Source organism: Pseudoduganella sp. UC29_106 (assembly GCF_044055365.1).
In the GTDB taxonomy this organism is placed as follows: Bacteria; Pseudomonadota; Gammaproteobacteria; order Burkholderiales; family Burkholderiaceae_D; genus Rugamonas.
This window is the reverse complement of sequence record NZ_CP171977.1, coordinates 4,861,117-4,882,781: the sequence shown is the minus strand read 5'-3', so window position 1 is coordinate 4,882,781 and position 21,665 is coordinate 4,861,117. Positions and strand designations below refer to the sequence as shown.

At 62.8% G+C, this 21,665-nt stretch carries 17 protein-coding genes and 1 pseudogene; 13 read left to right on the top strand and 5 right to left on the bottom strand.

What is annotated here, in order from left to right; genetic code table 11:
* The first annotated feature begins 87 nt into the window (after positions 1 to 87).
* The 6 genes from sdhC (at position 88) to gltA (ending at position 5,041) form a co-directional block, all read left to right on the top strand.
* Positions 88 to 510, top strand: a complete 423-nt coding sequence (sdhC, locus tag ACHMW6_RS24460) for a succinate dehydrogenase, cytochrome b556 subunit (RefSeq protein WP_395400691.1) — start codon at positions 88 to 90, stop codon at positions 508 to 510.
* The gene (sdhD, locus tag ACHMW6_RS24455; RefSeq protein ID WP_395400689.1) at positions 511 to 876 is read left to right on the top strand and encodes a succinate dehydrogenase, hydrophobic membrane anchor protein; all 366 of its coding nucleotides are present in this window, start codon (positions 511 to 513) and stop codon (positions 874 to 876) included. It abuts the gene before it with no gap.
* Between the two features lie 2 nt (positions 877 to 878).
* Positions 879 to 2,657: a succinate dehydrogenase flavoprotein subunit gene (sdhA, locus tag ACHMW6_RS24450; protein WP_395400687.1), complete on the top strand. Its 1,779-nt coding sequence runs from the start codon at positions 879 to 881 to the stop codon at positions 2,655 to 2,657.
* Between the two features lie 17 nt (positions 2,658 to 2,674).
* Positions 2,675 to 3,385 carry a succinate dehydrogenase iron-sulfur subunit gene (locus ACHMW6_RS24445; protein ID WP_395400685.1) on the top strand — a complete coding sequence of 237 codons (711 nt, stop codon included), beginning with the start codon at positions 2,675 to 2,677 and terminating at the stop codon, positions 3,383 to 3,385.
* Positions 3,386 to 3,391: 6 nt separating this feature from the next.
* A complete protein-coding gene (locus ACHMW6_RS24440) occupies positions 3,392 to 3,673 on the top strand; it encodes a succinate dehydrogenase assembly factor 2 (RefSeq protein ID WP_395400683.1) in 282 nt (93 codons plus the stop codon).
* A gap of 63 nt (positions 3,674 to 3,736) precedes the next feature.
* The gene (gene gltA, locus ACHMW6_RS24435) at positions 3,737 to 5,041 is read left to right on the top strand and encodes a citrate synthase (protein WP_395400681.1); all 1,305 of its coding nucleotides are present in this window, start codon (positions 3,737 to 3,739) and stop codon (positions 5,039 to 5,041) included.
* A 121-nt stretch (positions 5,042 to 5,162) separates the two neighbouring features.
* Here gltA and ACHMW6_RS24430 read toward each other — a convergent pair whose 3' ends face one another.
* Together ACHMW6_RS24430 and ACHMW6_RS24425 are read right to left on the bottom strand one after the other, a co-directional pair.
* A complete protein-coding gene (locus ACHMW6_RS24430) occupies positions 5,163 to 6,569 on the bottom strand; it encodes a putative bifunctional diguanylate cyclase/phosphodiesterase (protein WP_395400679.1) in 1,407 nt (468 codons plus the stop codon).
* A gap of 76 nt (positions 6,570 to 6,645) precedes the next feature.
* Positions 6,646 to 7,140: pseudogene (locus ACHMW6_RS24425) on the bottom strand (PAS domain S-box protein); the annotation flags it as partial.
* A 229-nt stretch (positions 7,141 to 7,369) separates the two neighbouring features.
* On the opposite strand from ACHMW6_RS24425, the gene ACHMW6_RS24420 reads away from it, so the two are divergent.
* A complete protein-coding gene (locus ACHMW6_RS24420) occupies positions 7,370 to 10,699 on the top strand; it encodes a PDZ domain-containing protein (protein ID WP_395400677.1) in 3,330 nt (1,109 codons plus the stop codon).
* 60 nt (positions 10,700 to 10,759) lie between these two features.
* Here ACHMW6_RS24420 and ACHMW6_RS24415 read toward each other — a convergent pair whose 3' ends face one another.
* Positions 10,760 to 11,149, bottom strand: coding sequence for a BlaI/MecI/CopY family transcriptional regulator (locus ACHMW6_RS24415; protein WP_395400675.1), 390 nt, complete (start codon positions 11,147 to 11,149; stop codon positions 10,760 to 10,762).
* A gap of 18 nt (positions 11,150 to 11,167) precedes the next feature.
* Positions 11,168 to 12,439, bottom strand: coding sequence for a leucine-rich repeat-containing protein kinase family protein (locus ACHMW6_RS24410; RefSeq protein ID WP_395400673.1), 1,272 nt, complete (start codon positions 12,437 to 12,439; stop codon positions 11,168 to 11,170).
* 254 nt (positions 12,440 to 12,693) lie between these two features.
* On the opposite strand from ACHMW6_RS24410, the gene ACHMW6_RS24405 reads away from it, so the two are divergent.
* The 6 genes from ACHMW6_RS24405 (at position 12,694) to ACHMW6_RS24380 (ending at position 20,658) form a co-directional block, all read left to right on the top strand.
* On the top strand, positions 12,694 to 15,549 hold the full coding sequence (locus tag ACHMW6_RS24405; RefSeq protein WP_395400671.1) for a 2-oxoglutarate dehydrogenase E1 component: 2,856 nt from the start codon (positions 12,694 to 12,696) through the stop codon (positions 15,547 to 15,549).
* A gap of 122 nt (positions 15,550 to 15,671) precedes the next feature.
* Positions 15,672 to 16,922, top strand: coding sequence for a 2-oxoglutarate dehydrogenase complex dihydrolipoyllysine-residue succinyltransferase (odhB, locus tag ACHMW6_RS24400; protein WP_395400669.1), 1,251 nt, complete (start codon positions 15,672 to 15,674; stop codon positions 16,920 to 16,922).
* 105 nt (positions 16,923 to 17,027) lie between these two features.
* Positions 17,028 to 17,360 (top strand): PspC domain-containing protein, encoded by a 333-nt coding sequence (locus ACHMW6_RS24395; RefSeq protein ID WP_395400667.1) that lies wholly within the window; start codon positions 17,028 to 17,030, stop codon positions 17,358 to 17,360.
* A 4-nt stretch (positions 17,361 to 17,364) separates the two neighbouring features.
* On the top strand, positions 17,365 to 18,795 hold the full coding sequence (lpdA, locus tag ACHMW6_RS24390) for a dihydrolipoyl dehydrogenase (RefSeq protein ID WP_395400665.1): 1,431 nt from the start codon (positions 17,365 to 17,367) through the stop codon (positions 18,793 to 18,795).
* A gap of 74 nt (positions 18,796 to 18,869) precedes the next feature.
* On the top strand, positions 18,870 to 19,967 hold the full coding sequence (gene zapE / locus ACHMW6_RS24385; RefSeq protein WP_395400663.1) for a cell division protein ZapE: 1,098 nt from the start codon (positions 18,870 to 18,872) through the stop codon (positions 19,965 to 19,967).
* 13 nt (positions 19,968 to 19,980) lie between these two features.
* Positions 19,981 to 20,658, top strand: coding sequence for a hypothetical protein (locus tag ACHMW6_RS24380; protein ID WP_395400661.1), 678 nt, complete (start codon positions 19,981 to 19,983; stop codon positions 20,656 to 20,658).
* A gap of 103 nt (positions 20,659 to 20,761) precedes the next feature.
* Here ACHMW6_RS24380 and ACHMW6_RS24375 read toward each other — a convergent pair whose 3' ends face one another.
* Positions 20,762 to 21,568: a PP2C family protein-serine/threonine phosphatase gene (locus ACHMW6_RS24375; RefSeq protein ID WP_395400659.1), complete on the bottom strand. Its 807-nt coding sequence runs from the start codon at positions 21,566 to 21,568 to the stop codon at positions 20,762 to 20,764.
* Positions 21,569 to 21,665: the final 97 nt, after the last annotated feature.

The following is a 21,665-nucleotide window of genomic DNA, read 5'->3' as shown; positions in this document are numbered from 1 at the left end:
TTGGTTTGTGGGGCAGAAATAGGCGAAAATCGCATACTCACCATTTTTTTTGCAATCAATTAGCAATAAGTACAAGGAGGTTGTGTCATGTCTGAAGCCGTGCGGGAAGCACCGAAAAAAGAACGGCGGGAGTTCCGGAATATTCATGTAACGGAGCTGTCGAACTATCGCCTGCCGCTGGCCGGCCTCGTATCCATTTTGCACCGCATCAGCGGCTTCCTGCTGTTCGGCCTGCTGCCGGTCGTGCTCTACCTGCTGGAGCAGAGCCTCCGTTCCGAGTATTCCTTCGCCTACTTCCAGGGCATCGCCTCCACCCCGCTCGTCAAGCTGATTTTCCTGGCGCTGATCTGGGGCTATACGCAGCACTTCTGCTCCGGCGTGCGCCACCTGATCATGGATACCCACGTCGGCCTCGACAAGGATTCCGCCCGCAAGTCCGCGGCCACCGTGCTGGTGATCGCCACCGTCGTGACCCTGCTGGTCGCACTGAAATTGTTTGGAGTGTTCTAAATGGCTAACAATAATATCGGCCCGAAGCGCCTCGTCGTCGGCGCCCACTACGGCCTGAAAGACTGGCTGGCGCAGCGCGTGACCGCCGTGCTGATGGTGATCTACACCGCCATCCTGCTGGTGACTTTCTTCACTTCGTCGAACTATACCTATGAGGGCTGGGCCGGCCTGTTCGCCCAACAGTGGTTCAAGCTGTTCACCCTGGTGACCTTCGCCGCCCTGTTCTATCACGCCTGGGTAGGCATGCGCGATATCTGGATGGACTACGTCAAGCCCGTCGGCGTGCGCCTGGCCCTGCAAATCATTACCATCGCCTGGCTGGTCGGCTGCGCCGTATGGTCGGTACAGATTCTCTGGAGTGTTTAATCGTGGCAGCTATCAAATCTGCAATCCCAACCCGCCGCTTTGACGCGGTGATCGTCGGCGCCGGCGGTTCCGGCATGCGCGCTTCCCTGCAACTGGCGGAAGCCGGCCTGAATGTGGCCGTGCTGTCCAAAGTGTTCCCGACCCGCTCCCACACCGTGGCGGCGCAGGGCGGTATCGGCGCTTCGCTGGGCAATATGGCGGAAGACAACTGGTACTGGCATATGTTCGACACCGTGAAGGGTGGCGACTACCTCGGCGACCAGGATGCGATCGAATTCATGTGCCGCGAAGCACCAAAGGTCGTGTATGAGCTGGAACACTTCGGCATGCCGTTCGACCGTAACCCGGACGGCACCATTTATCAGCGTCCGTTCGGCGGCCACACCGCCAACTTCGGCGAAAAAGCCGTGCAGCGCGCCTGCGCCGCGGCTGACCGTACCGGCCACGCCCTGCTGCACACCCTGTATCAGCGCAATGTGCGCGCCCGCACTCACTTCTTCGTCGAGTGGATGGCCCTGGACCTGGTCCGCGACGCCGATGGCGACGTGGTCGGCGTGGTGGCCCTGGAAATGGAAACCGGCGAATGCATGATCCTGGAAGCGAAGACCACCATCTTCGCCACCGGCGGCGCAGGCCGTATCTTCGCAGCGTCGACCAACGCCTTCATCAACACCGGCGACGGCATGGGCATGGCGGCACGCGCCGGCCTGCCGCTGCAGGACATGGAATTCTGGCAGTTCCACCCGACCGGCGTGTCCGGTGCGGGCGTACTGATCACCGAAGGCGTGCGCGGCGAAGGCGGCATCCTGATCAACTCGAACGGTGAACGCTTCATGGAGCGCTATGCTCCGACCCTGAAAGACCTGGCGCCGCGCGACTTCGTGTCCCGCTCCATGGACCAGGAAATCAAGGAAGGCCGCGGCTGCGGTCCGAACAAGGACCACGTGCTGCTGGACCTGCGCCACATCGGCTCGGACACCATCAAGAAGCGCCTGCCGTCGATCCTGGAAATCGGCCACAAGTTCGCCAACGTCGACGCGACCAAGGAACCGATCCCTGTCGTGCCGACCATCCACTACCAGATGGGCGGTATCCCGACCAATATCCACGGCCAGGTGGTCGTGCCTGCCGGCGACGGCAGCCAGAAAATCGTCAACGGCCTGTACGCAATCGGCGAATGCGCCTGCGTTTCCGTGCACGGCGCCAACCGCCTGGGCACCAACTCCCTGCTGGACCTGGTCGTGTTTGGCCGCGCAGCGGGCAACCACGTGGTCAAGACCCACCTGGAAGAGAAGGAAAACAAGCCGCTGCCGAAAGACGCAGCCGACTTCGCGATGAACCGCCTGAACAAGCTGGAAACCTCCACCGGCGGCGAGCGCGTGCAGAACGTGGCCAACGATATCCGCGCCACCATGCAGAAGTACTGCGGCGTGTTCCGTACCGACGACATGCTGAAGCAGGGCTACGATGAGATCATGAAGCTGGACGAGCGCCGCAAGCACGTCTCCTTCCAGGACAAGTCCAAGGTCTTCAACACCGCCCGCGTGGAAGCGCTGGAACTGGACAACCTGATCGAAACCGCCAAGGCCACCATCACTTCCGCTGTAGCACGCAAGGAATCGCGCGGCGCCCACGCCCATAACGATTACCCGCATCGCGACGACGACAACTGGATGAAGCACACGCTGTGGTTCTCGGAAGGCAATCGCCTGGAATACAAGCCAGTCGTGACCAAGCCGCTGACCGTCGATACCTTCAAACCGAAACCACGTACTTTCTAAGCAGGGGCCTCATCAACATGGCACGTACTCTCAAACTCAAGATTTACCGCTACGATCCGGACAAGGATGCCAAACCTTATATGCAAGACGTGACCGTCGAGCTGAAGGACACCGACAAGATGCTGCTGGATGCACTGCAGCGCATCAAGTCCGACGTTGACGATTCGCTGGCCCTGCGCCGCTCCTGCCGCGAAGGCGTGTGCGGTTCGGACGCGATGAACATCAACGGCAAGAACGGCCTGGCCTGCACCACCAACCTGAACGAGCTGAGCGAGCCAATTGTGCTGCGCCCTCTGCCAGGCCTGCCGGTGATCCGCGACCTGATCGTGGACATGACCCAGTTCTTCAAGCAGTACGACTCGATCAAGCCGTTCCTGATCAACGACTCGATCCCGCCGGAGAAGGAGCGCCTGCAGTCGCCTGCCGAACGCGAAGAGCTGGACGGCCTGTACGAGTGCATCCTGTGCGCCTGCTGCTCGACCTCCTGCCCGTCGTTCTGGTGGAACCCGGACAAGTTCGTCGGCCCGGCCGGCCTGCTGCAAGCCTACCGCTTCATCGCCGACTCGCGCGACGAAGCGACCGGCCAGCGCCTGGACAACCTGGAAGACCCATACCGCCTGTTCCGCTGCCACTCCATCATGAACTGCGTGGACGTGTGCCCGAAGGGTCTGAATCCGAACAAGGCTATCGGCAAGATCAAGGAACTGATGGTTCGCCGCGCCATCTGATTTTGTATGGCTGAACTGGAAAAACGTTCGCATCAAAACGACCCCGCCAACCGTGCGCGCCTGCGCTGGCGCGCACGCCGGGGCCTGCTGGAAAACGACATCATCCTGACGCGTTTTCTCGATGCGCACGAAACGGAATTGACCGACGAAGAAGTGGACGCGCTGACGCGGCTCCTCGATTTGTCGGACAATGCGCTGATGGATCTGGTGCTGGCCCGCAAGGAGCCGGAAGGCGAGATCGATCTGCCGCATGTGCACGCACTGCTGCAACGCCTGCGCCAGGCCTGATGGCCTGCGCCGCCAGAGTAAAGTCTTTACATTTGATGCATCTCTCCAGGAAGGAAGAGTCCTATGAACACCTCTGAAACCAAAGCAACACTGTCGTTCTCGGATGGCAGCCCATCGGTCGACATGCCGATCTACAAAGGCACCGTTGGTCCGGACGTCATCGACATCCGCAAACTGTACGGCGCAACCGGCAAGTTCACCTATGACCCGGGCTTCATGTCCACCGCGTCCTGCAACTCCTCGATCACCTACATCGACGGCGACAAGGGCGAGCTGCAATACCGCGGCTACCCGATCGAGCAGCTGGCCGTGAACGCCGACTTCATGGAGACCTGCTACCTGCTGCTGAACGGCGAACTGCCGAACGAAGTGGACAAGAAGAAGTTCGTCGATACCGTGAGCAAGCACACCATGGTGCACGAGCAGATGCAGTTCTTCTTCCGCGGCTTCCGCCGCGACGCGCACCCGATGTCCGTGCTGGTTGGCACCGTCGGCGCGCTGGCTTCGTTCTACCACGACTCGCTGGACATCAACGATGCCAAGCAGCGTGAAATCTCCGCGATCCGCCTGATCGCCAAGATGCCAACCCTGGTCGCCATGGCATACAAGTACTCGATCGGCCAGCCGTTCATGTACCCGCGCAACGACCTGTCGTACTCCGCGAACTTCATGCGCATGATGTTCGGCAATCCGTGCGAAGAGTACAAGGTCAACGACGTGCTGGTGCGCGCCCTGGACCGCATCCTGATCCTGCACGCAGACCACGAGCAGAACGCATCCACCTCGACCGTCCGCCTGGCCGGTTCCTCGGGAGCGAATCCGTTCGCCTGTATCGCTGCCGGTATCGCCTGCCTGTGGGGCCCTGCCCACGGCGGCGCGAACGAAGCTGCACTGAACATGCTGAAGGAAATCGGCACCGTCGAGAACATCCCTGCCTTCATCGCACAAGTGAAGGACAAGAACTCCGGCGTGAAACTGATGGGCTTCGGTCACCGCGTGTACAAGAACTTCGACCCGCGTGCGAAGCTGATGCGCGAAACCTGCTACGAAGTGCTGAACGAACTGGGCCTGCAGGACGACCCGCTGTTCAAGCTGGCCATGGAACTGGAAAAGATTGCGCTGAACGACGAGTACTTCGTGTCCCGCAAGCTGTACCCGAACGTGGACTTCTACTCGGGCATCGTGCAGTCGGCCCTGGGCATCCCGGTCTCGCTGTTCACCGGTATCTTCGCCATGGCCCGCACCATCGGCTGGATCGCTCAGTGGAACGAAATGATCGCCGATCCGGAACAGAAGATCGGCCGTCCGCGCCAGCTGTTCGTCGGCGCCGCCGTGCGCGATGTGCCGCCGCTGAAGGCACGCAAGTAATCCTTGCTGATTCAGTAAAAAAGCCAGCCTTCGCGCTGGCTTTTTTTAAACCCATGGCCCAAAGCAGGTGTCAGGCACGATGTGCCTGACACCAGGTTCACGCCCCTGGTTTTTGCTGGCGTCAGCGGCGCGCCAGCCAATGTTCGAGCTCAGGCTGCGCCAGCGGCTGGCTGACGTAATAGCCCTGCATGCTGCTGCAGCCGTTGGCGGCCAGGTAGGCGAACTGCGACTCGGTTTCCACGCAGGTGGCGACCACCTTCACGTTCAGGTTGTGCCCGATCTCCAGCATGATCTTGGTGAGTGCGCCATGGGGGCCGCCATGCATTTTCAGCCGGCGCACCGCCATGCCGCCCAGGCAGGCGAGGTTGGAGGCGCCGGCGCCGAATTCGTCGATATTCAGTCCTACGCCCAGGTGCTGCATGCTGTGCGCCAGGCGCTGCGCGCGTTCCGGGTTGTTCATCAGCTGCGATTCCTTCAAATCGATTTCCAGCCGCTCAAGCGGAATGGCGTAATGCTTCATGCGCCGCTCGATGTGCGGAAGGTAGTCGCGCTGGATGTATTCGCGGCTGGAGGCATTGATCGAGATCGGCACCCCGCCATGGCCGGTGGCCGATAAATGGCTGAGCGTGGCGCACACGTCTTCCAGCACGCGCCGCCCGAGGGGGATGATCAGGCCATTCTCCTCCGCGTCGGGCAGGAAATCCGCCGGCAGCAGTTCGCCGCGTTCGGGATGGCGCCAGCGCAGCAAGGCTTCCAGCCCCTGCAGCTCGCCGGTGGCGACGCACACGTGCGGCTGATATTTGAGATACAGCTGGTCGCCGGAGAGCGCCTCGCGCAGCGCCGTTTCCATGCGCTGGCGGCTCTCGGAACTGGTGGCCATGTCCGGCGAATAGAAGTGGACTGCGCCCGGGCCGCCGCCCTTGCCGGTGTACATGGCTGCATCGGCGGCCTTCAGCAAGGCCGAGAAATTGTCGCCATCCTGCGGGTAGATCGCCACGCCCATGCTGGCGCCGATGGAGATGTCGCGCCCATCGATGCGCAGGTCCTGGGCCAGCGCCTGACGCACACGGTCGATCATGCGCAGCGTGAAGCGCAGGTTGGGTTGTTCGGCCAGGACCAGCACGAATTCATCGCCGCCCAGGCGTGCCACGGTATCAGTGTCGCGCACGGCGCACAGCAGGCGGTGCGCAACCTGCCGCAACACCTGGTCGCCCGCATCATGGCCCATGGTGTCATTGATTTCCTTGAACTTGTTCAGGTCCAGCAGGGCGACGGCCACATTGCCGCCCGTGCGGTGGGCGGCGTGGATGGCATGCTCCATGCGGTCGCGCAGCAGGGTGCGGTTGGCCACGCCGGTCAGCGGATCGTGGGTGACCTGGTGCTCCAGCTGGGCCGTGCGCTCCCGGAGCGCCGTGATGTCTTCCAGGATGCCGATGAAGTGGGTGATGTTGCCGCCGCCATCGCCCACCGGCGTGACGGAGAGCTGATTCCAGAACAGCTGGCCGTCCTTGCGCTGGTTGCGCAGCACGACCGAGCAGGGACGGCGCGCTGCTACCGCCTCCTGCAGTGCGGGCGCGTTGCGCCCAGTCCAGCCCCGGCGCCGCCATCAGCCGCGAATCGCGGCCCACCACCTCTGCGGCCGGGTAGCCGGTGATGCGTTCAAAGGCCGGGTTGACGTATTCGATGGGATTGTCGTCGCCGTCGCAGCGGGTGATGACGATGCCGTTGCTGGCCGCATGCAGCGCGCGCTCGCGCAGCCGCAGCGCTTCCTGCTGCCGGTGGCTGTGGCTGAGGTCCACGCCCATGCCGCACAGGTAGTTGCGGCCGTCCGTTTGCAGGCGGGAGCCGAACAGCAGGTAGGGCAGGCGCTGTCCGCGCAGGTTGAGATTGGCTTCCAGCTGCACCTGTTCCTGCTGCTGCAGGGCTTCGCAGAAGGCGTTGGCGACTTTGGGGCGGTCGGACGGATCGACCATGTCCAGCATGTGCACGGTGCTCAGCTGGGCGGCATCGAGTCCGGTGGTTTGTTCCAGTCGCCGGTTCCACAGGATGAAGTGGCCCGCTTCATCGAGCACATAGAAAGTACCGGCGAGCAGATTCATGATGTCCGCGAGCGGGACAGCGCCGACCCGAGCCTGGTCGCCTGGAGTGTCCATGATCTCCCCGACAGTGGTGTGCTATTGTTGTTGCCGGCGAAATAATGGCGGCGGCTGCCGGCTTGCCTGTCCGCTTATTTTCTGCTTGCTAGTGTGATCCAATTCGGCAACGTGCGACGCCCGCTTGGGCTCGCGCGGCGCCGGGCAATCTTCTTACCTGTTGAGGAGGCACGCTTTGCTGTTCACCCGAGTTCTCAGCCTTGCACTGGCCCTGCTGCCGCTGGCTTCCTGGGCCGTTCCCAATACTTCCGATACCCGCCTGCTGGCCGAACCCGCTATCTCGCGCGAGCATATCGCCTTTATCTACGGAGGCGATTTATGGCTGGCCAACCATGATGGTGGCGGCGTTCGGCGCCTGACGTCCGACGTCGGCGAGAAATCCAATCCCCAGTTCTCGCCGGACGGCAGGCTGATTGCCTACAGCGCCCAGGTGGATGGCAATACCGATGTGTATGTGCTGCCCGTCAGCGGCGGCGTGCCGCAGCGTCTCACCTGGCATCCGGGACCGGACCTGGTGCAGGCTTTCACGCCGGACTCGCGAAATGTGATGTTCACGTCCACGCGCGCGGCCTTCAATAACCGTTTTCGCAAGCTGTTCACCGTGCCCGTGTCGGGCGGCGTGGAAACTGAGCTGGAAATTCCCAACGCATCCCGTGCCACCTATTCGCCGGACGGGCGGCGCATCGCCTATAACCCGACTTCGCCAGCCTTCCTGCAATGGAAGCGCTACCGCGGCGGGCTCACTTCGGTCATCTGGTTGTTCAATTCTTCTGACCGGTCTGTGGAGAAGATTCCCCAGCCTGAGACGCGCGTCAACGATGTCGATCCGATGTGGATCGGCGACCGGATCTACTTCCGCTCCGATCGGGTGGGCGAGTTCAATCTGTGGGTGTATGACACGCGCACCCGCGCCGTCAGCCAGGTGACGCGGCATGCCGACTTCCCCGTGCTGAACGCGGCGGCGTACGGCAACCGGATCATTTATGAGCAAGCGGGCTATCTGCACATGCTGGACCTCGACGGGGCCGGACCGGGCGGGGCGGGCGCGCGGCGGCTGGTGATTGGCGTGAGCGCGGATCTGGGCCTGTCGCGCGAGCGCTGGGTGCGCGGGGCGAAGTACATCCGCCACAGCTCACTGTCGCCATCCGGCGCGCGCGTCGCCTTCGAGTTCCGCGGCGACATCCTCACGCTGCCCGCCGATAAGGGCGATGTGCGCCGGCTGACGCAAACGCCGGGCGTGCACGAACGCGGCCCGTCCTGGTCGCCGGACGGCCGCCAGGTCGCCTACTTCTCCGACGAATCCGGCGAATACGCGCTGCATGTGCGCCAGCAGGACGGCAAGGGCGAGCCGCGCAAATACAAGCTGCAGGGCGCCGGCTTCTACGAGCGCATCGCCTGGTCGCCCGACTGCAAGAAGATCGCCTTCATCGACAACTCCTGGACGCTGTACGTGATCGACCTGGCCAGCGGCGTCACCAGGAAAATCGCCACCGAGCCGCTATATGGCGTGAACAAGTCCCTGGCCGCCGCCTGGGCGCCGGACTCGCGCTGGATCGCCTACACGCTCAACTCCCTGAGCTATACGCGCACCGCTTATATCTACTCGCTGGACGAGAACAAATCCTATGCCGTGACTGACGGCCTGTCCGACGTCGCCAACCCGGTGTTCGACAAGGGCGGCAAATACCTCTACTACTTTGCCTCCACGGACGCGGGCCCCAGCAACAACTGGTTCTCCCTGCAGAACGAGGACAACCGCGTCACGCGCACCATCTGGCTGACCGTGCTGCGCAAGGACCTGCCGTCGCCGCTGATTAAGGAAAGCGATGAAGAGAAGGGCGCGGCCCAGCCGAAGGAGCCCGAGCCGCCGTCCGCCGCGCAGGACAAAAAGGAGCCGGCGAAGGATGAAAAGCCGGCCGTCGATCCCGTCACCGGCCGCGACGACCCCAAGGTCAAGCTGAAGCCAGTTGCGCCGATACGCATCGATTTCGATGGCATCTCGACGCGTATGGTCGATATCCCGCTGCCGGCATCCGAATACTTCGACCTGGAGGCGGGCGCGGAAAACCAGATCTTCTATCTGCGCGAGAGCGACGGCAAGAAGCAGGTGCAGCGCTACGACCTGAAAGAGCGCAAGGCTGAAACCCTGGTCGCCGAAGCGGACGAGTTCGAGGTCAGCGCGGACGGCAAGAAGCTGCTCTACCGGCAGAAGGAGAACTGGGCGATGGGCTCGGCCACGGGCAAGCTGCTCAGCGCCACCGAGGGCAAGCTGCGCATCGACGCGTTGGAAGTGAAGGCGAGTCCGCGCGCCGAATGGCCGCAGATCTTTAACGAAGCGTGGCGCATCAACCGCGATTATTTCTATGATCCGAATATGCATGGCGTGGACTGGAAGGCCATGCGCGAAAAGTACGCGCAGTTCCTGCCGGACCTGGCGTCGCGCTCGGATCTCAACCGCGTAGTGCAGTGGTTGTGCAGTGAGCTGTCGGTTGGGCACCATCGCGGCGGGGGAGGGGACAATTTCATCGATGCGCGCCCCGTGCCGGGCGGCCTGCTGGGCGCGGACTATGAAATCGCCAATGGCCATTACCGCTTCCGCAAGGTCTACGGTGGCCTGAACTGGAACCCGACCCTGCGCGCGCCGCTGACGGAGCCGGGGCTGAATGTCAAGGCGGGCGAGTACCTGCTGGCGGTCGAGGGGCGTCCGCTGGCGCCGCCGGTCAATCTGTATTCGGCGTTCGAGAACACGGCCAACCGCGCGATCGACATTACGGTCGGCCCGTCGGCCGATGGCAAGGGCTCGCGCACGATCACCGTGGTGCCGGTCGCCAGCGAGGATGCGCTGCGCAACCGCGACTGGGTGGAGGGGAATATCCGCAAGGTCAATGAAGCGACCAATGGACGGGTGGCTTATGTGTACGTGCCGAATACGGCTTCGCTGGGGCATACGTATTTCAAACGCTACTTCTTCCCGCAGTCGTACAAGGATGCGGTGATCATCGACGAGCGCTTCAACGGCGGCGGCAGCCTGGCCGATTACTACATCGAGATCCTGCAAAAGCAGGAGATTGCGTGGTGGGCGATGCGCTATGGCGCGGACATGAAGACGCCGTCCGCCTCGATCCAGGGCCCGCGCGCCATGCTGATCGACGAGACGGCCGGTTCGGGCGGGGATTTGCTGCCGTGGATGTTCCGCAAGAACAAACTGGGTCCGCTGATTGGCAAGCGCACCTGGGGCGGACTGGTGGGCATTCTCGGCTTCCCCGTGCTGCTCGACGGGGGCACGATCACCGCGCCTAATCTCGCGTTCTGGACCCGCGATGGCGGCTGGGGCGTCGAGAACGAGGGCGTGCCGCCGGATATCGAGGTCGAACAGACGCCGGCCGAGGTGATCGCGGGACGCGATCCTCAGCTGGAAAAGGCGATCGAGGTGATCAAGGCCGAGCTGGCGAAAACGCCGCCCGCCCGGCCGCCGCGGCCGGCCTATCCCGACAAGAGCCGCTAACTCTCGATTAGAACCCACGGCCCAAAGCAGGTGTCAGGCACATCGTGCCTGACACCAGGTTCACGCCTCTGGTTTTTCATCGTCGAGCAGCTGCTGAATCTCCGCCCGCTCCTTCGCCGTGACGTGTCCCCCGCGCAGCGCGGCCAGGATCAACGCCTTGCCCGACCCGGCAAACGCCTTATGGATCAAATCCTTCAGCAGGCTGGTTTGCAGCGAATCCTTCTCCTGCGCCGGCGCGTAAACATGCGCCTTCAGGCTCTCATCGCGCGTCAGCAGACCCTTGGTGTGCATCACCTGCAAGGTGCGCAGCACGTTGGCATACTGCAAATCCGGCCGAGTCTCGGCCGCCGCATCATGCACTTGCCGGGCCGTGGACGGGCCCAGCTCGAACAGCAGCCGCAGCATCTCCAGCTCGGAGGCGGTGGGCTTGGGTGGGGCTTTCGTAGTCATGAATCTAGAATAAATTATCTAGATCGGAATGTCTACTCCGAGACGGGATTCTATTTCGGCGAACAGCGGGCGCTGCGCCGGGGCGCCGAGGCACTCCGACGCCAATGCGGCGAGCGCGGCAGCGGCACGGGCGTCGCAGCGGGTAGCGAGTTCGCTGAGGAGGTGGCCGAAGGCGCGGACTTCGAGGCGTTCTAGCCAGCCGGCGTGTTCCGGGGGCGCGAAGGCGGCGGCGCCGAAGTCGCCGAGCAGAGGACCGCGCTGGGGGCAGTGCAGGATGTTGTGGGCGTACAGGTCGCCGTGCAGGATGCCGCGCTCGTGCAGGTGGCGGGCGGCGGAGGCGATGCCGAGGGCGATGCGCAGGACGGTCGGCAGGTCGAAGCGCTGGTCGGCGGGGTAGACGTCGCGGGTGCAGCTGTCCAGCGACGGCGGTCCGGCCAGCACGTGGTAGTCGGGATCGATCAGGGCCAGCACCAGGCCGTGGGCGCCGGACGGATGGCCTTCGACGCGGCCGAGCACGGGGATCAGGTTGGGGTGCGGCGCGGCGGCGATGCAGGCGTCCATTTCGGAATCGGGCAGGCCGTCGCTGGTCACGGCGCCTTTGAACAGCTTCACGGCGACCGGCTGGCCGGCGTGCATCGCTTCGTAGATGACGCCGGAGGCGCCTTCGCCGAGCTGGCGGCCGAGCGTCAGGGTAGACCAGGGGATGGACGGGACGGCGGCAGCGGCGGGGGCCGGGGAGAATGGATTGCCGGCGAAGGCCAGCCAGGACAGGCGTGGCAGCTCGCCCAGCCAGTCCGGCAGGGCGGGCAGCTGGTTGGCCGAGATGCGCAGGAGTTCGAGAGTGGCGCAGGCAGCCAGCGAAGCGGGCAGGGCGTGCAGGCGGTTCCCCGCCAGCATCAGCTTCTGCAGCGGCAGCGCGCCGATTTCGTCCGGCAGCGACTCGATCCGGTTATCGGTCAGCACCAGCCAGCGCAACCGGGGCGGCAGAGCGCGCGGCGAAACATGGCGAATCTGGCAAGATTTAAAACCGACCATGGTCAAAGAAGGGCACGAATCCATTACTTCCGGCAGATGCGTGAAGGGATTGTTTGAGCAGAAAATAATGCGCAGGCGATGGAGACGCGGCAGGTCGTCCGGCAGCGACGTCAAAGCATTGCCCGACAAATCGAGAACTTCGAGCGAATCGGCCAGCGAAAAGATCTCGGATGGGAATTCCGTCAGGCCGCAGGACAGGCGCATGGTTTTTGTGCCTGCCAGCCGTCCGGCGCGGAGCTCTTCAAGTGTGTGCATGGGAAGCAGAATGTCAATTGGCAAAATTGTATGATTGCGCGGAAGGCAATCAGCATACGGTATTTCGCATTGTGAAGGTTGTTGCACCTCAATGAAAAGTGCTATGCTAGGCGACCGTTTTTGGAAATTCTGGAAACTACAGAGCCCTTCCCCCCACAACTTGATGTGCAATCCGCTAACCGGTCAGGCCGTGTCGCGGAAGGTTTGATAAACCCGCTAATTCCTCGCGAAGCGCGAAGAAAGGTGAGCAAAAAATGATGCAACAGCAGTCGTCCACTTCCTACCTGTTTGGTGGGAATGCGCCGTACGTAGAGGAACTCTACGAAGCGTACCTCGAAAACCCGGGCTCCGTGCCTGACAACTGGCGCGCGTACTTCGACGCCATGCAGCACGTGCCAGCCGTCGATGGTTCCAACAAGCCGGACGTCGTCCACTCCTCCGTCATCGCCTCCTTCGCCGAGCGCGCGAAATCCGGCCCGATGCGCACCGTTGTCGCATCCGCCGACGCCGAAATGGGCCGCAAGCGCGTGGCCGCCACCCAGCTGATCGCAGCCTACCGTTACCTGGGCTCTCGCTGGGCCAACCTGGACCCGCTGCAGCGCCAGGAGCGTCCGAACATCCCTGAACTGGAACCGAGCTTCTACGGCTTCGCCGACGCCGACCAGGATACCGTATTCAACATCAGCAACACCTACTTCGGTCCTGAGACCGCGTCCCTGCGCGACCTGACCAACTTCCTGAAGGATACCTACACCCGCTCCATCGGCGCGGAGTACATGTACATCTCCGACCCGGCCGAAAAGCGCTGGCTGCAGGAGCGCCTGGAATCGATCCGCTCGACCCCGAATTTCACCGCTGACAAGAAAAAGCACATCCTGGAGCGCCTGACCGCCGCTGAAGGCCTGGAGCGCTACCTCCACACCAAGTACGTCGGCCAGAAGCGCTTCTCGCTGGAAGGCGGCGAAACCTTCATCGCTTCCATCGATGAAATCATCCAGCGCGCCGGCGAAAAAGGCGTGCAGGAAATCGTGATCGGCATGGCCCACCGCGGCCGCCTGAACGTCCTGGTCAACACCCTGGGCAAGGCGCCGAAAGACCTGTTCGAAGAATTCGAAGGCAAGCACGCCGAAGACCTGCCGGCCGGCGACGTGAAATACCACCAGGGCTTCTCGTCCGACATCTCCACCGCGGGCGGCCCTGTGCACCTGTCGCTGGCGTTCAACCCGTCCCACCTGGAAATCGTCAACCCGGTGGTTGAAGGTTCGGTCAAGGCGCGCATGGATCGCCGCGGCGACAAGGAAGGCGCGCAAGTGCTGCCTATCCTGGTGCACGGCGACGCCGCGTTCGCAGGCCAGGGCGTTGTGATGGAAACCCTGAACCTGGCGCAGACCCGCGGCTACGGCACGGGCGGCACCGTTCACATCGTGATCAACAACCAGATCGGCTTCACCACCTCCGATCCGCGCGACGCACGCTCCACCATCTACTGCTCCGACGTCGTGAAGATGATCGAAGCGCCGGTGCTGCACGTGAACGCCGACGATCCTGAAGCCGTGGTCCTGGCCTCCCAGATCGCCCTGGACTACCGCCTGCAGTTCGGCAAGGACATCGTGGTCGACATCATCTGCTACCGCAAACTGGGCCACAACGAGCAGGACACCCCAGCCCTGACCCAGCCGCTGATGTACAAGAAGATCGCCAAGCACCCAGGCACCCGCAAGCTGTACGCGGACAAGCTGGCTGCCCAGGGCGTGATCCCGGCCGAAGGCGGCGACTCCATGGTGGCCGCCTACCGCGCTGCCATGGACGCCGGCAAGCACACCGTGGATCCGGTCATCTCAAACTTCAAGAACAAGTACGCCGTCGACTGGCTGCCGTTCCTGAACCGCAAGTGGACCGACGCGGCCGATACCGCCGTGCCGATGACTGAACTGAAGCGCCTGGCGACCCGCATCACCACCGTGCCGGAAGACTTCAAGGTGCACTCGCTGGTGGAAAAAGTGCTGGCCGACCGCGCTGCCATGGGCCGCGGCGAAGTGAACCTGGACTGGGGCATGGGCGAACACCTGGCCTACGCTTCCCTGGTGTCCTCCGGCTACGCTGTCCGCCTGACCGGCCAGGACGCAGGCCGCGGCACCTTCACCCACCGCCACGCCGTGCTGCACGACCAGAACCGCGAGCGTTGGGACGCCGGCACCTACATCCCGCTGCAGAACATCGCTGAAGGCCAGGCGCCGTTCACCGTGATCGACTCCGTGCTGTCCGAAGAGGCGGTGCTGGGCTTCGAATACGGCTACTCGACCGCCGAACCGAACACCCTGACCATCTGGGAAGCCCAGTTCGGCGACTTCGTCAACGGCGCCCAGGTTGTGATCGACCAGTTCATCAGCTCCGGCGAAGTGAAGTGGGGCCGCGCTTCCGGCCTGGTCATGATGCTGCCGCACGGTTACGAAGGCCAGGGTCCGGAGCACTCCTCCGCCCGTCCTGAGCGTTTCCTGCAACTGTGCGCTGACAACAATATGCAAGTGGTGCAGCCGACCACCGCATCGCAGATCTTCCACCTGCTGCGCCGCCAGATGGTGCGCCAGTTCCGCAAGCCGCTGGTCATCATGACCCCGAAATCGCTGCTGCGTAACAAGGATGCAGGTTCGCCGCTGACCGAACTGGCCAAGGGCGCGTTCCAGACCGTGATCGGCGAAGTCGATGACAAGATCGATGCCAAGAAGGTCAAGCGCGTGATCGCCTGCTCCGGCAAGGTGTATTACGACCTGGCCAATGCCCGCAAGACCCGCGGCCAGACCGATACGGCCATCATCCGTGTCGAACAGCTGTACCCGTTCCCGCACAAGGCCTTCGCTGCTGAACTGAAGAAGTTCCCGAACCTGGCCGAAGTGGTGTGGGCGCAGGACGAGCCGCAAAACCAGGGTCCGTGGTTCCAGATCCAGCACAACATCTTCGAGTCCATGGAAGCGGGCCAGCGCCTGGCATATGCCGGCCGTCCTGCCTCCGCGTCGCCTGCCGTGGGTTACTACGACAAGCACTACGCACAGCAGAAAGAACTGCTGGAAACGGCCTTCTCGAAGCTGAAGGGCTTCATTCTTACGAAATGATCTGAAGGGCGCCGCACGAGTCGTGCGGCTCCTGACCAAGTAATCGCGGGCGCGCCGCGCCGCGGGATCGTAACGATCCGCGGGCGGCGCACACAAACAAAAAGACACGGAGTTTATTAAACATGGCACAAATCGAAGTTAAAGTTCCTCAACTGTCGGAATCCGTCGCTGAAGCGACCCTGCTGACCTGGCACAAGAAAGCCGGCGAAGCCGTGGCGCGCGACGAAAACATGATCGACATCGAAACCGACAAGGTCGTCCTGGAACTGCCAGCCCCTGCTGCTGGCGTGGTTGTCCAGATCATCAAGGACAACGGCGCTACCGTGGTTGCTGGTGAAACTATCGCCATCATCGATACCGAAGCTACCGCCGGCGCATCCGCCCCGGCCGCCGCTGCTGCACCTGCAGCCGCACCTGCTGCAGCTCCTGCCGCCGCCGCTGGTGGCGCCAAAGGCGACGTGGCAATGCCTGCCGCCGCCAAGATCCTGTCCGAAGCCGGCCTGTCCGCTTCCGACGTTGCCGGCACCGGCCGCGATGGCCGCGTGACCAAGGGCGACGCCCTGGCCGCTGCCGCTGCACCGAAGCCTGCCGCTCCTGCTCCTCTGGCTGCTCCGGCGCCGAAGGCACAGCTGCAGAAAGTGGCTGCTCCAGCCGCACCGATGAACCTGGGCGACCGTCCGGAAGAGCGCGTGCCGATGAGCCGCCTGCGCGCACGTATCGCCGAGCGCCTGGTCGAGTCCCAGTCCACCAACGCCATCCTGACCACCTTCAACGAAGTGGACATGAAGCCGGTGATGGACCTGCGTAACAAGTACAAGGACAAGTTCGAGAAAGAGCACGGCGTGAAGCTGGGCTTCATGTCCTTCTTCGTGAAGGCCGCCGTGCACGCACTGAAGAAGTACCCGATCCTGAACGCTTCGGTTGACGGCAACGACATCGTCTACCACGGCTACTTCGACATCGGTATCGCCGTGGGTTCCCCACGCGGCCTGGTGGTGCCTATCCTGCGCAACGCAGACCAGATGAGCATTGCCGACATCGAGAAGAAGATCGGCGAATTCGGCCAGAAAGCCAAGGAAGGCAAGCTGACCCTGGAAGACCTGACCGGCGGTACCTTCTCCATCTCGAACGGCGGCACCTTCGGCTCCATGCTGTCGACCCCGATCATCAACCCGCCGCAATCGGCCATCCTGGGCGTGCACGCGACCAAGGACCGCGCTGTGGTGGTGGATGGTCAGATCGTCATCCGTCCGATGAATTACCTGGCCATGTCCTACGACCACCGCATCATCGACGGCCGCGAAGCCGTCCTGGGCCTGGTGGCCATGAAGGAGGCGCTGGAAGATCCTTCCCGCCTGCTGCTGGACCTGTAAGAACCAACGGCATAAAACAGGTGTCTGCCACGATGTGGCAGACACCAGCTTTACGCTTCTGGTTTTTGGCGTAGACCACCGGCCCTTTAACAGAAGAGGGGTTTCATGAGCGTCTCTGAAGAAATCAAGCGCCTGCACGAGCTGCACCAGGCCGGCGCGCTGACCGATGAAGAATTTGCCCGCGCCAAGGAGCGCCTGCTGAATGGCGGCAAGCCTGCCGGCGACGGCGACTTCGCGTCCGAGTTCTCCAGCCTGCGCCGGTCCAGAACGGACCGCTGGCTGGGCGGCGTCTGCGGCGGCATTGCAAAAGCGTCGGGCGTCGATTCCTGGATCTGGCGCCTCGTGTTCGCTCTCTTCACGCTGACCTTCGGCTTCGGGGTGGTGATCTACCTGCTATTGTGGATATTCGTCCCAGAGGACGAGATGACTGGAATCTAAGAACATGAGCAAACAATTTGACGTAGTAGTTATCGGCGCCGGTCCCGGCGGCTATATCGCTGCCATCCGCGCGGCGCAACTGGGCTTCTCCGTGGCCTGCATCGACGAATGGGTGAACGAAAAGGGCGGCCCTGCACCGGGCGGCACCTGCACCAACGTCGGCTGCATCCCGTCCAAGGCCCTGCTGCAATCGTCCGAGCACTACGACCATGCATCGCACGGCTTCAAGGAACACGGCATCAACGTGGAAGGCCTGTCCTTCGACGTGGGCCAGATGCTGAAGCGCAAGAACACCGTTGTGAAGCAAAATAACGACGGCATCCTGTTCCTGTTCAAGAAGAACAAGGTGACCTTCTTCCACGGCCGCGGCGCATTCGCCGGCGCCGCTGGCGCTGAAGGCTACCCGATCGCCATCACCGGCCAGACCACCGACACCATCACCGCCAAGCAGGTGATCGTCGCCACCGGCTCCAACCCGCGCGCACTGCCGGGCGCACCGTTCGACGAGAAACTGATCCTGTCGAACACCGGCGCGCTGGCCATCGAAGAAGTACCGGCCAACCTGGGCGTGATCGGCGCCGGCGTGATCGGCCTGGAACTGGGCTCCGTATGGCGCCGCCTGGGCTCCAAGGTCACCGTGCTGGAAGGCCTGCCGACTTTCCTGGGCGCCGTGGACGAGCAGATCGCCAAGGAAGCGCACAAGCTGCTGACCAAGCAGGGCCTGTCCATCAGCCTGGGCTGCAAGATCACCAAGGTGGAAGCGGGCTCCAACAACGTGAACGTCGAGTACACCGACGCCGCCGGCGCCGAGCAGAAAGTCACCTTCGACAAGCTGATCGTTTCTATCGGCCGTGTTGCCAACACCATCGGCCTGGGCGCCGACAAAGTGGGCCTGGCGACCGACGAACGCGGCATGATAACCGTGGACGAAGACTGCAAGACCAACCTGCCGAACGTATGGGCGATTGGCGACGTGGTGCGCGGCCCGATGCTGGCACACAAGGCGGAAGAAGAGGGCGTTGCCGTTGCCGAGCGTATCGCCGGCCAGCATGGCCACACCAACTTCAACACCCTGCCGTCCGTCATCTACACCCACCCGGAAATCGCTTCCGTGGGCAAGACCGAGCAGCAGCTGAAGGCTGAAGGCGTACAGTACAAAGCCGGTACCTTCCCGTTCCTGGCCAACGGCCGCGCACGCGCGCTGGGCGACACCAGCGGCATGGTGAAGTTCCTGGCCGATGCGACCACCGACGAAATCCTGGGCGTGCACATCGTGGGCCCGATGGCTTCCGAACTGATCTCCGAGGCCGTGGTGGCGATGGAGTTCAAGGCATCGTCCGAAGACATCGCACGCATCTGCCACGCTCACCCGTCGCTGTCCGAAGCGACCAAGGAAGCGGCGCTGGCGATTGACAAGCGCACGCTGAACTTCTGATAAAAACCCGCGGCACAAAACAGGTGTCTGCCACATCGTGGCAGACACCAGGTTTGCGCCGTTGGTTCTAAACAATGAACGTCCAAGAGTTCTACGAACACGCGCTGACCCAGCGCGACTTCAAGGCCGACGCTGCGCAGAAGCGTGCGGTCGACCGCCTGCAGCAATGCTACGACGAGTGGGTGGGGTACAAGTCCCAGCGCTCGAACAGCTTCAAGCGCCTGATCAACCGTCCCACACCGCCGCGCGGCGTGTACATGTGGGGTGGCGTTGGCCGGGGCAAATCCTTCCTGATGGATTCCTTCTATTCGGTGGTGCCGCTGGTGCGCAAGACGCGCCTGCACTTCCACGAATTCATGCGCGACATCCACATGCAGCTGGACGAGCTGCGCGGCGTGGAAGACCCGCTGGACGAAGTGGCCAAGCGCGTGGCGAAGAAATACCGCCTGATCTGCTTCGACGAATTCCACGTGTCGGACGTGGCGGACGCCATGATCCTGTATAACCTGATGAAGGCGCTGTACGACAATGGCGTGTCCTTCATCATGACCTCGAATTACGAGCCGTCCACGCTGTATCCGGACGGCCTGCACCGCGACCGCATCCTGCCCACCATCGCCCTGCTGCAGGAAAAGATGGACGTGCTGAATGTGGACGCCGGCGTCGATTACCGCGGCCGCGCGCTGGAGCAGGTGGACGCCTACTACACGCCGCTGAACGCTCAAACCGATGCGAGCCTGCGTGAAGCGTTCACCCGCATCGCCGAAACGGCGGACGAAGACCCGCGCATCCAGGTCGAAGGCCGCGAACTGAAGGCGCTGCGCAAGGCCGGCACCATTATCTGGTTCGACTTCGCCACGCTGTGCGGCGGTCCCCGTTCGCAGAACGATTACCTGGAAATCGCCAGCCGCTTCCATACCGTGATATTGTCCGGGATACCGATGATGTCGGCCGGCCAGTCGTCGGAGGCGCGCCGCTTCACCTGGCTGATCGACGTGTTCTACGACCAGAAAGTCAAGCTCATCATGTCGGCCGAGGTGGCGCCGGATGAACTGTATACGACCGGCATGCTGGCCAACGAATTCCACCGCACCGTGTCGCGCATCGTCGAGATGCAATCGCGCGAGTATATGGAAAAGGAGCAGCGCGGCGTTGCCGCTGCGCTGTCCTGACAAGGAGAGAAATTTGAAGAACTGGATGCCGCTTGTGCTGTTCCTGCCGGCCCTGGCGCTGGCGCAGGACATTGGCCGCCCGGCGACCATCGGCGCACCCGCCGTGCCGCAAACCCATTCGGTCGAACAGGCCGACGACAAGCTGCGCAAGGTGAAGCAGGACCGCGATGTGGCGGAGGCGGAATATGCCGCCGCCGAGCAGGTGTGCTACAAGATGTTTTTCGTCAACCACTGCCTGGACAAGGCCAAGGAAAAGCGCCACGCGAGCCTGGCCGGCCTGCGCGCGATCGAGAACGAAGCCAATTACTTCAAGCGCCGCCACGCTGTGGAAATGCGTGACCGCGAGCTGGAAGACCGCAACCAGAAGGACGCCGCCGAAGCCGCCTACCGCGCCGCCAATCCGGCGCCTGTGAAGGCCAATCCGGCCGACCGTCCGCCACCCGAGCCGGCCCCCGTTTCGCTGGAACAGCGCGCGGCCGAGCACGCAGCCAGGGAACGCGAGCGCCAGGCCAGGGAAGCCGCCGACGCCCCGAAGCGCACCGCCAATGTAGTTGAATACGAGCGCAAGAAAGCCGAAGCCGAACGCCGCCAGGCCGAAGTCGCGAAAAAGAAAGCGGAAAAAGAAGAAAAGCGCCGCAAGCGCGCCGAATCCGCGAAGCCCACGCCCGCCCCGCAACCCGCCGCCCAATAACTCGCGCCGCGCGGGCGCACGCACGTAATACACCAACGACGCGTAGGGCGGATCATTGATCCGCCGTGTCACCGCGCCCGCGCCGCGTCAATTTACCGCGTCGTCAAACCGCCTTGCGCAATTTCTGCACCGTATAATTCGGCTCTTCCTTCGGCAACGCGACCAATTTAACGATCGCCATCGAAGCATTATCGCCCTTGCCCTGGGCCCGTTCGCGGGCCTTATTGATCAGCATTTCCGAAGCCTCGCGCGGCGACTTGCGCGACACCACATTCGCCAGTTCCGCGTCCGTGAAATACCCCCACAGCCCATCCGAACAAAGCAAAAACGCATCACCAGCCTTCAACCCCTCCTGCACACCAACAGTCACAAACGGTTCCTTTTCCCGATTGCCAAGTACATTGGCAAGAAGCTTAGAGTTGCGGTGTTTGCGCGCGGCTTCTTCGGGCAAACCATCGTGCTGCATCAGGTGCGCGATGTAGTCCGCATCGTTACTTCTAGCAACAAATTCCTTGTTGGAAAAACGATACAGACGCGAATCACCGACCGTCGCCCACACGGCCTGGCGCTGCGGCGTAAGCATCAGCAGGACCATCGTGGTCTGGGCCTCGCCACTGCCGGCCAGCGGATTCATGGCCAGAATATGATGGGTGTCGTGCGCGATTTCGCGCATCAATTCCTGGATGCGGGGGAGGTTGGCGACTTCCGCCGCACGGTATTCATCGAAAAGCTGCTTGGCCGTGTGCAGCAACTGATCGGCGCCGACCGCGCCGGCGCCCACGCCGTCCGCCAGCACGGCGAGCACATAGCCCGGCGCCTTGGGGGCCGTGAACAGGGCGGTACGGTCGTTTTGCTGGGGCCGGCTGCCAATATGCTGGGCGGTGCCTGCCTCGATCTTGTATGCGCTCATAAGTCCTTCTTGTGACTGCTTTTTTCCGATGCTTACCTGAGTTAAACTATGCACCGGACCGCAGTTTTGTTGCAAGTATAGTTTGTTTCCTGAGCGA

Bases quoted from the DNA above. Each gene is read 5' to 3' on its own strand.
- sdhC (WP_395400691.1), top strand. From the start codon at position 88: ATGTCTGAAGCCGTGCGGGAAGCACCGAAAAAAGAACGGCGGGAGTTC.
- sdhD (WP_395400689.1), top strand. From the start codon at position 511: ATGGCTAACAATAATATCGGCCCGAAGCGCCTCGTCGTCGGCGCCCAC.
- ACHMW6_RS24445 (WP_395400685.1), top strand. From the start codon at position 2,675: ATGGCACGTACTCTCAAACTCAAGATTTACCGCTACGATCCGGACAAG.
- ACHMW6_RS24440 (WP_395400683.1), top strand. From the start codon at position 3,392: ATGGCTGAACTGGAAAAACGTTCGCATCAAAACGACCCCGCCAACCGT.
- gltA (WP_395400681.1), top strand. From the start codon at position 3,737: ATGAACACCTCTGAAACCAAAGCAACACTGTCGTTCTCGGATGGCAGC.
- ACHMW6_RS24415 (WP_395400675.1), bottom strand. From the start codon at position 11,149: ATGACTACGAAAGCCCCACCCAAGCCCACCGCCTCCGAGCTGGAGATG.
- ACHMW6_RS24410 (WP_395400673.1), bottom strand. From the start codon at position 12,439: ATGCACACACTTGAAGAGCTCCGCGCCGGACGGCTGGCAGGCACAAAA.
- ACHMW6_RS24405 (WP_395400671.1), top strand. From the start codon at position 12,694: ATGATGCAACAGCAGTCGTCCACTTCCTACCTGTTTGGTGGGAATGCG.
- odhB (WP_395400669.1), top strand. From the start codon at position 15,672: ATGGCACAAATCGAAGTTAAAGTTCCTCAACTGTCGGAATCCGTCGCT.
- ACHMW6_RS24395 (WP_395400667.1), top strand. From the start codon at position 17,028: ATGAGCGTCTCTGAAGAAATCAAGCGCCTGCACGAGCTGCACCAGGCC.
- lpdA (WP_395400665.1), top strand. From the start codon at position 17,365: ATGAGCAAACAATTTGACGTAGTAGTTATCGGCGCCGGTCCCGGCGGC.
- zapE (WP_395400663.1), top strand. From the start codon at position 18,870: ATGAACGTCCAAGAGTTCTACGAACACGCGCTGACCCAGCGCGACTTC.
- ACHMW6_RS24375 (WP_395400659.1), bottom strand. From the start codon at position 21,568: ATGAGCGCATACAAGATCGAGGCAGGCACCGCCCAGCATATTGGCAGC.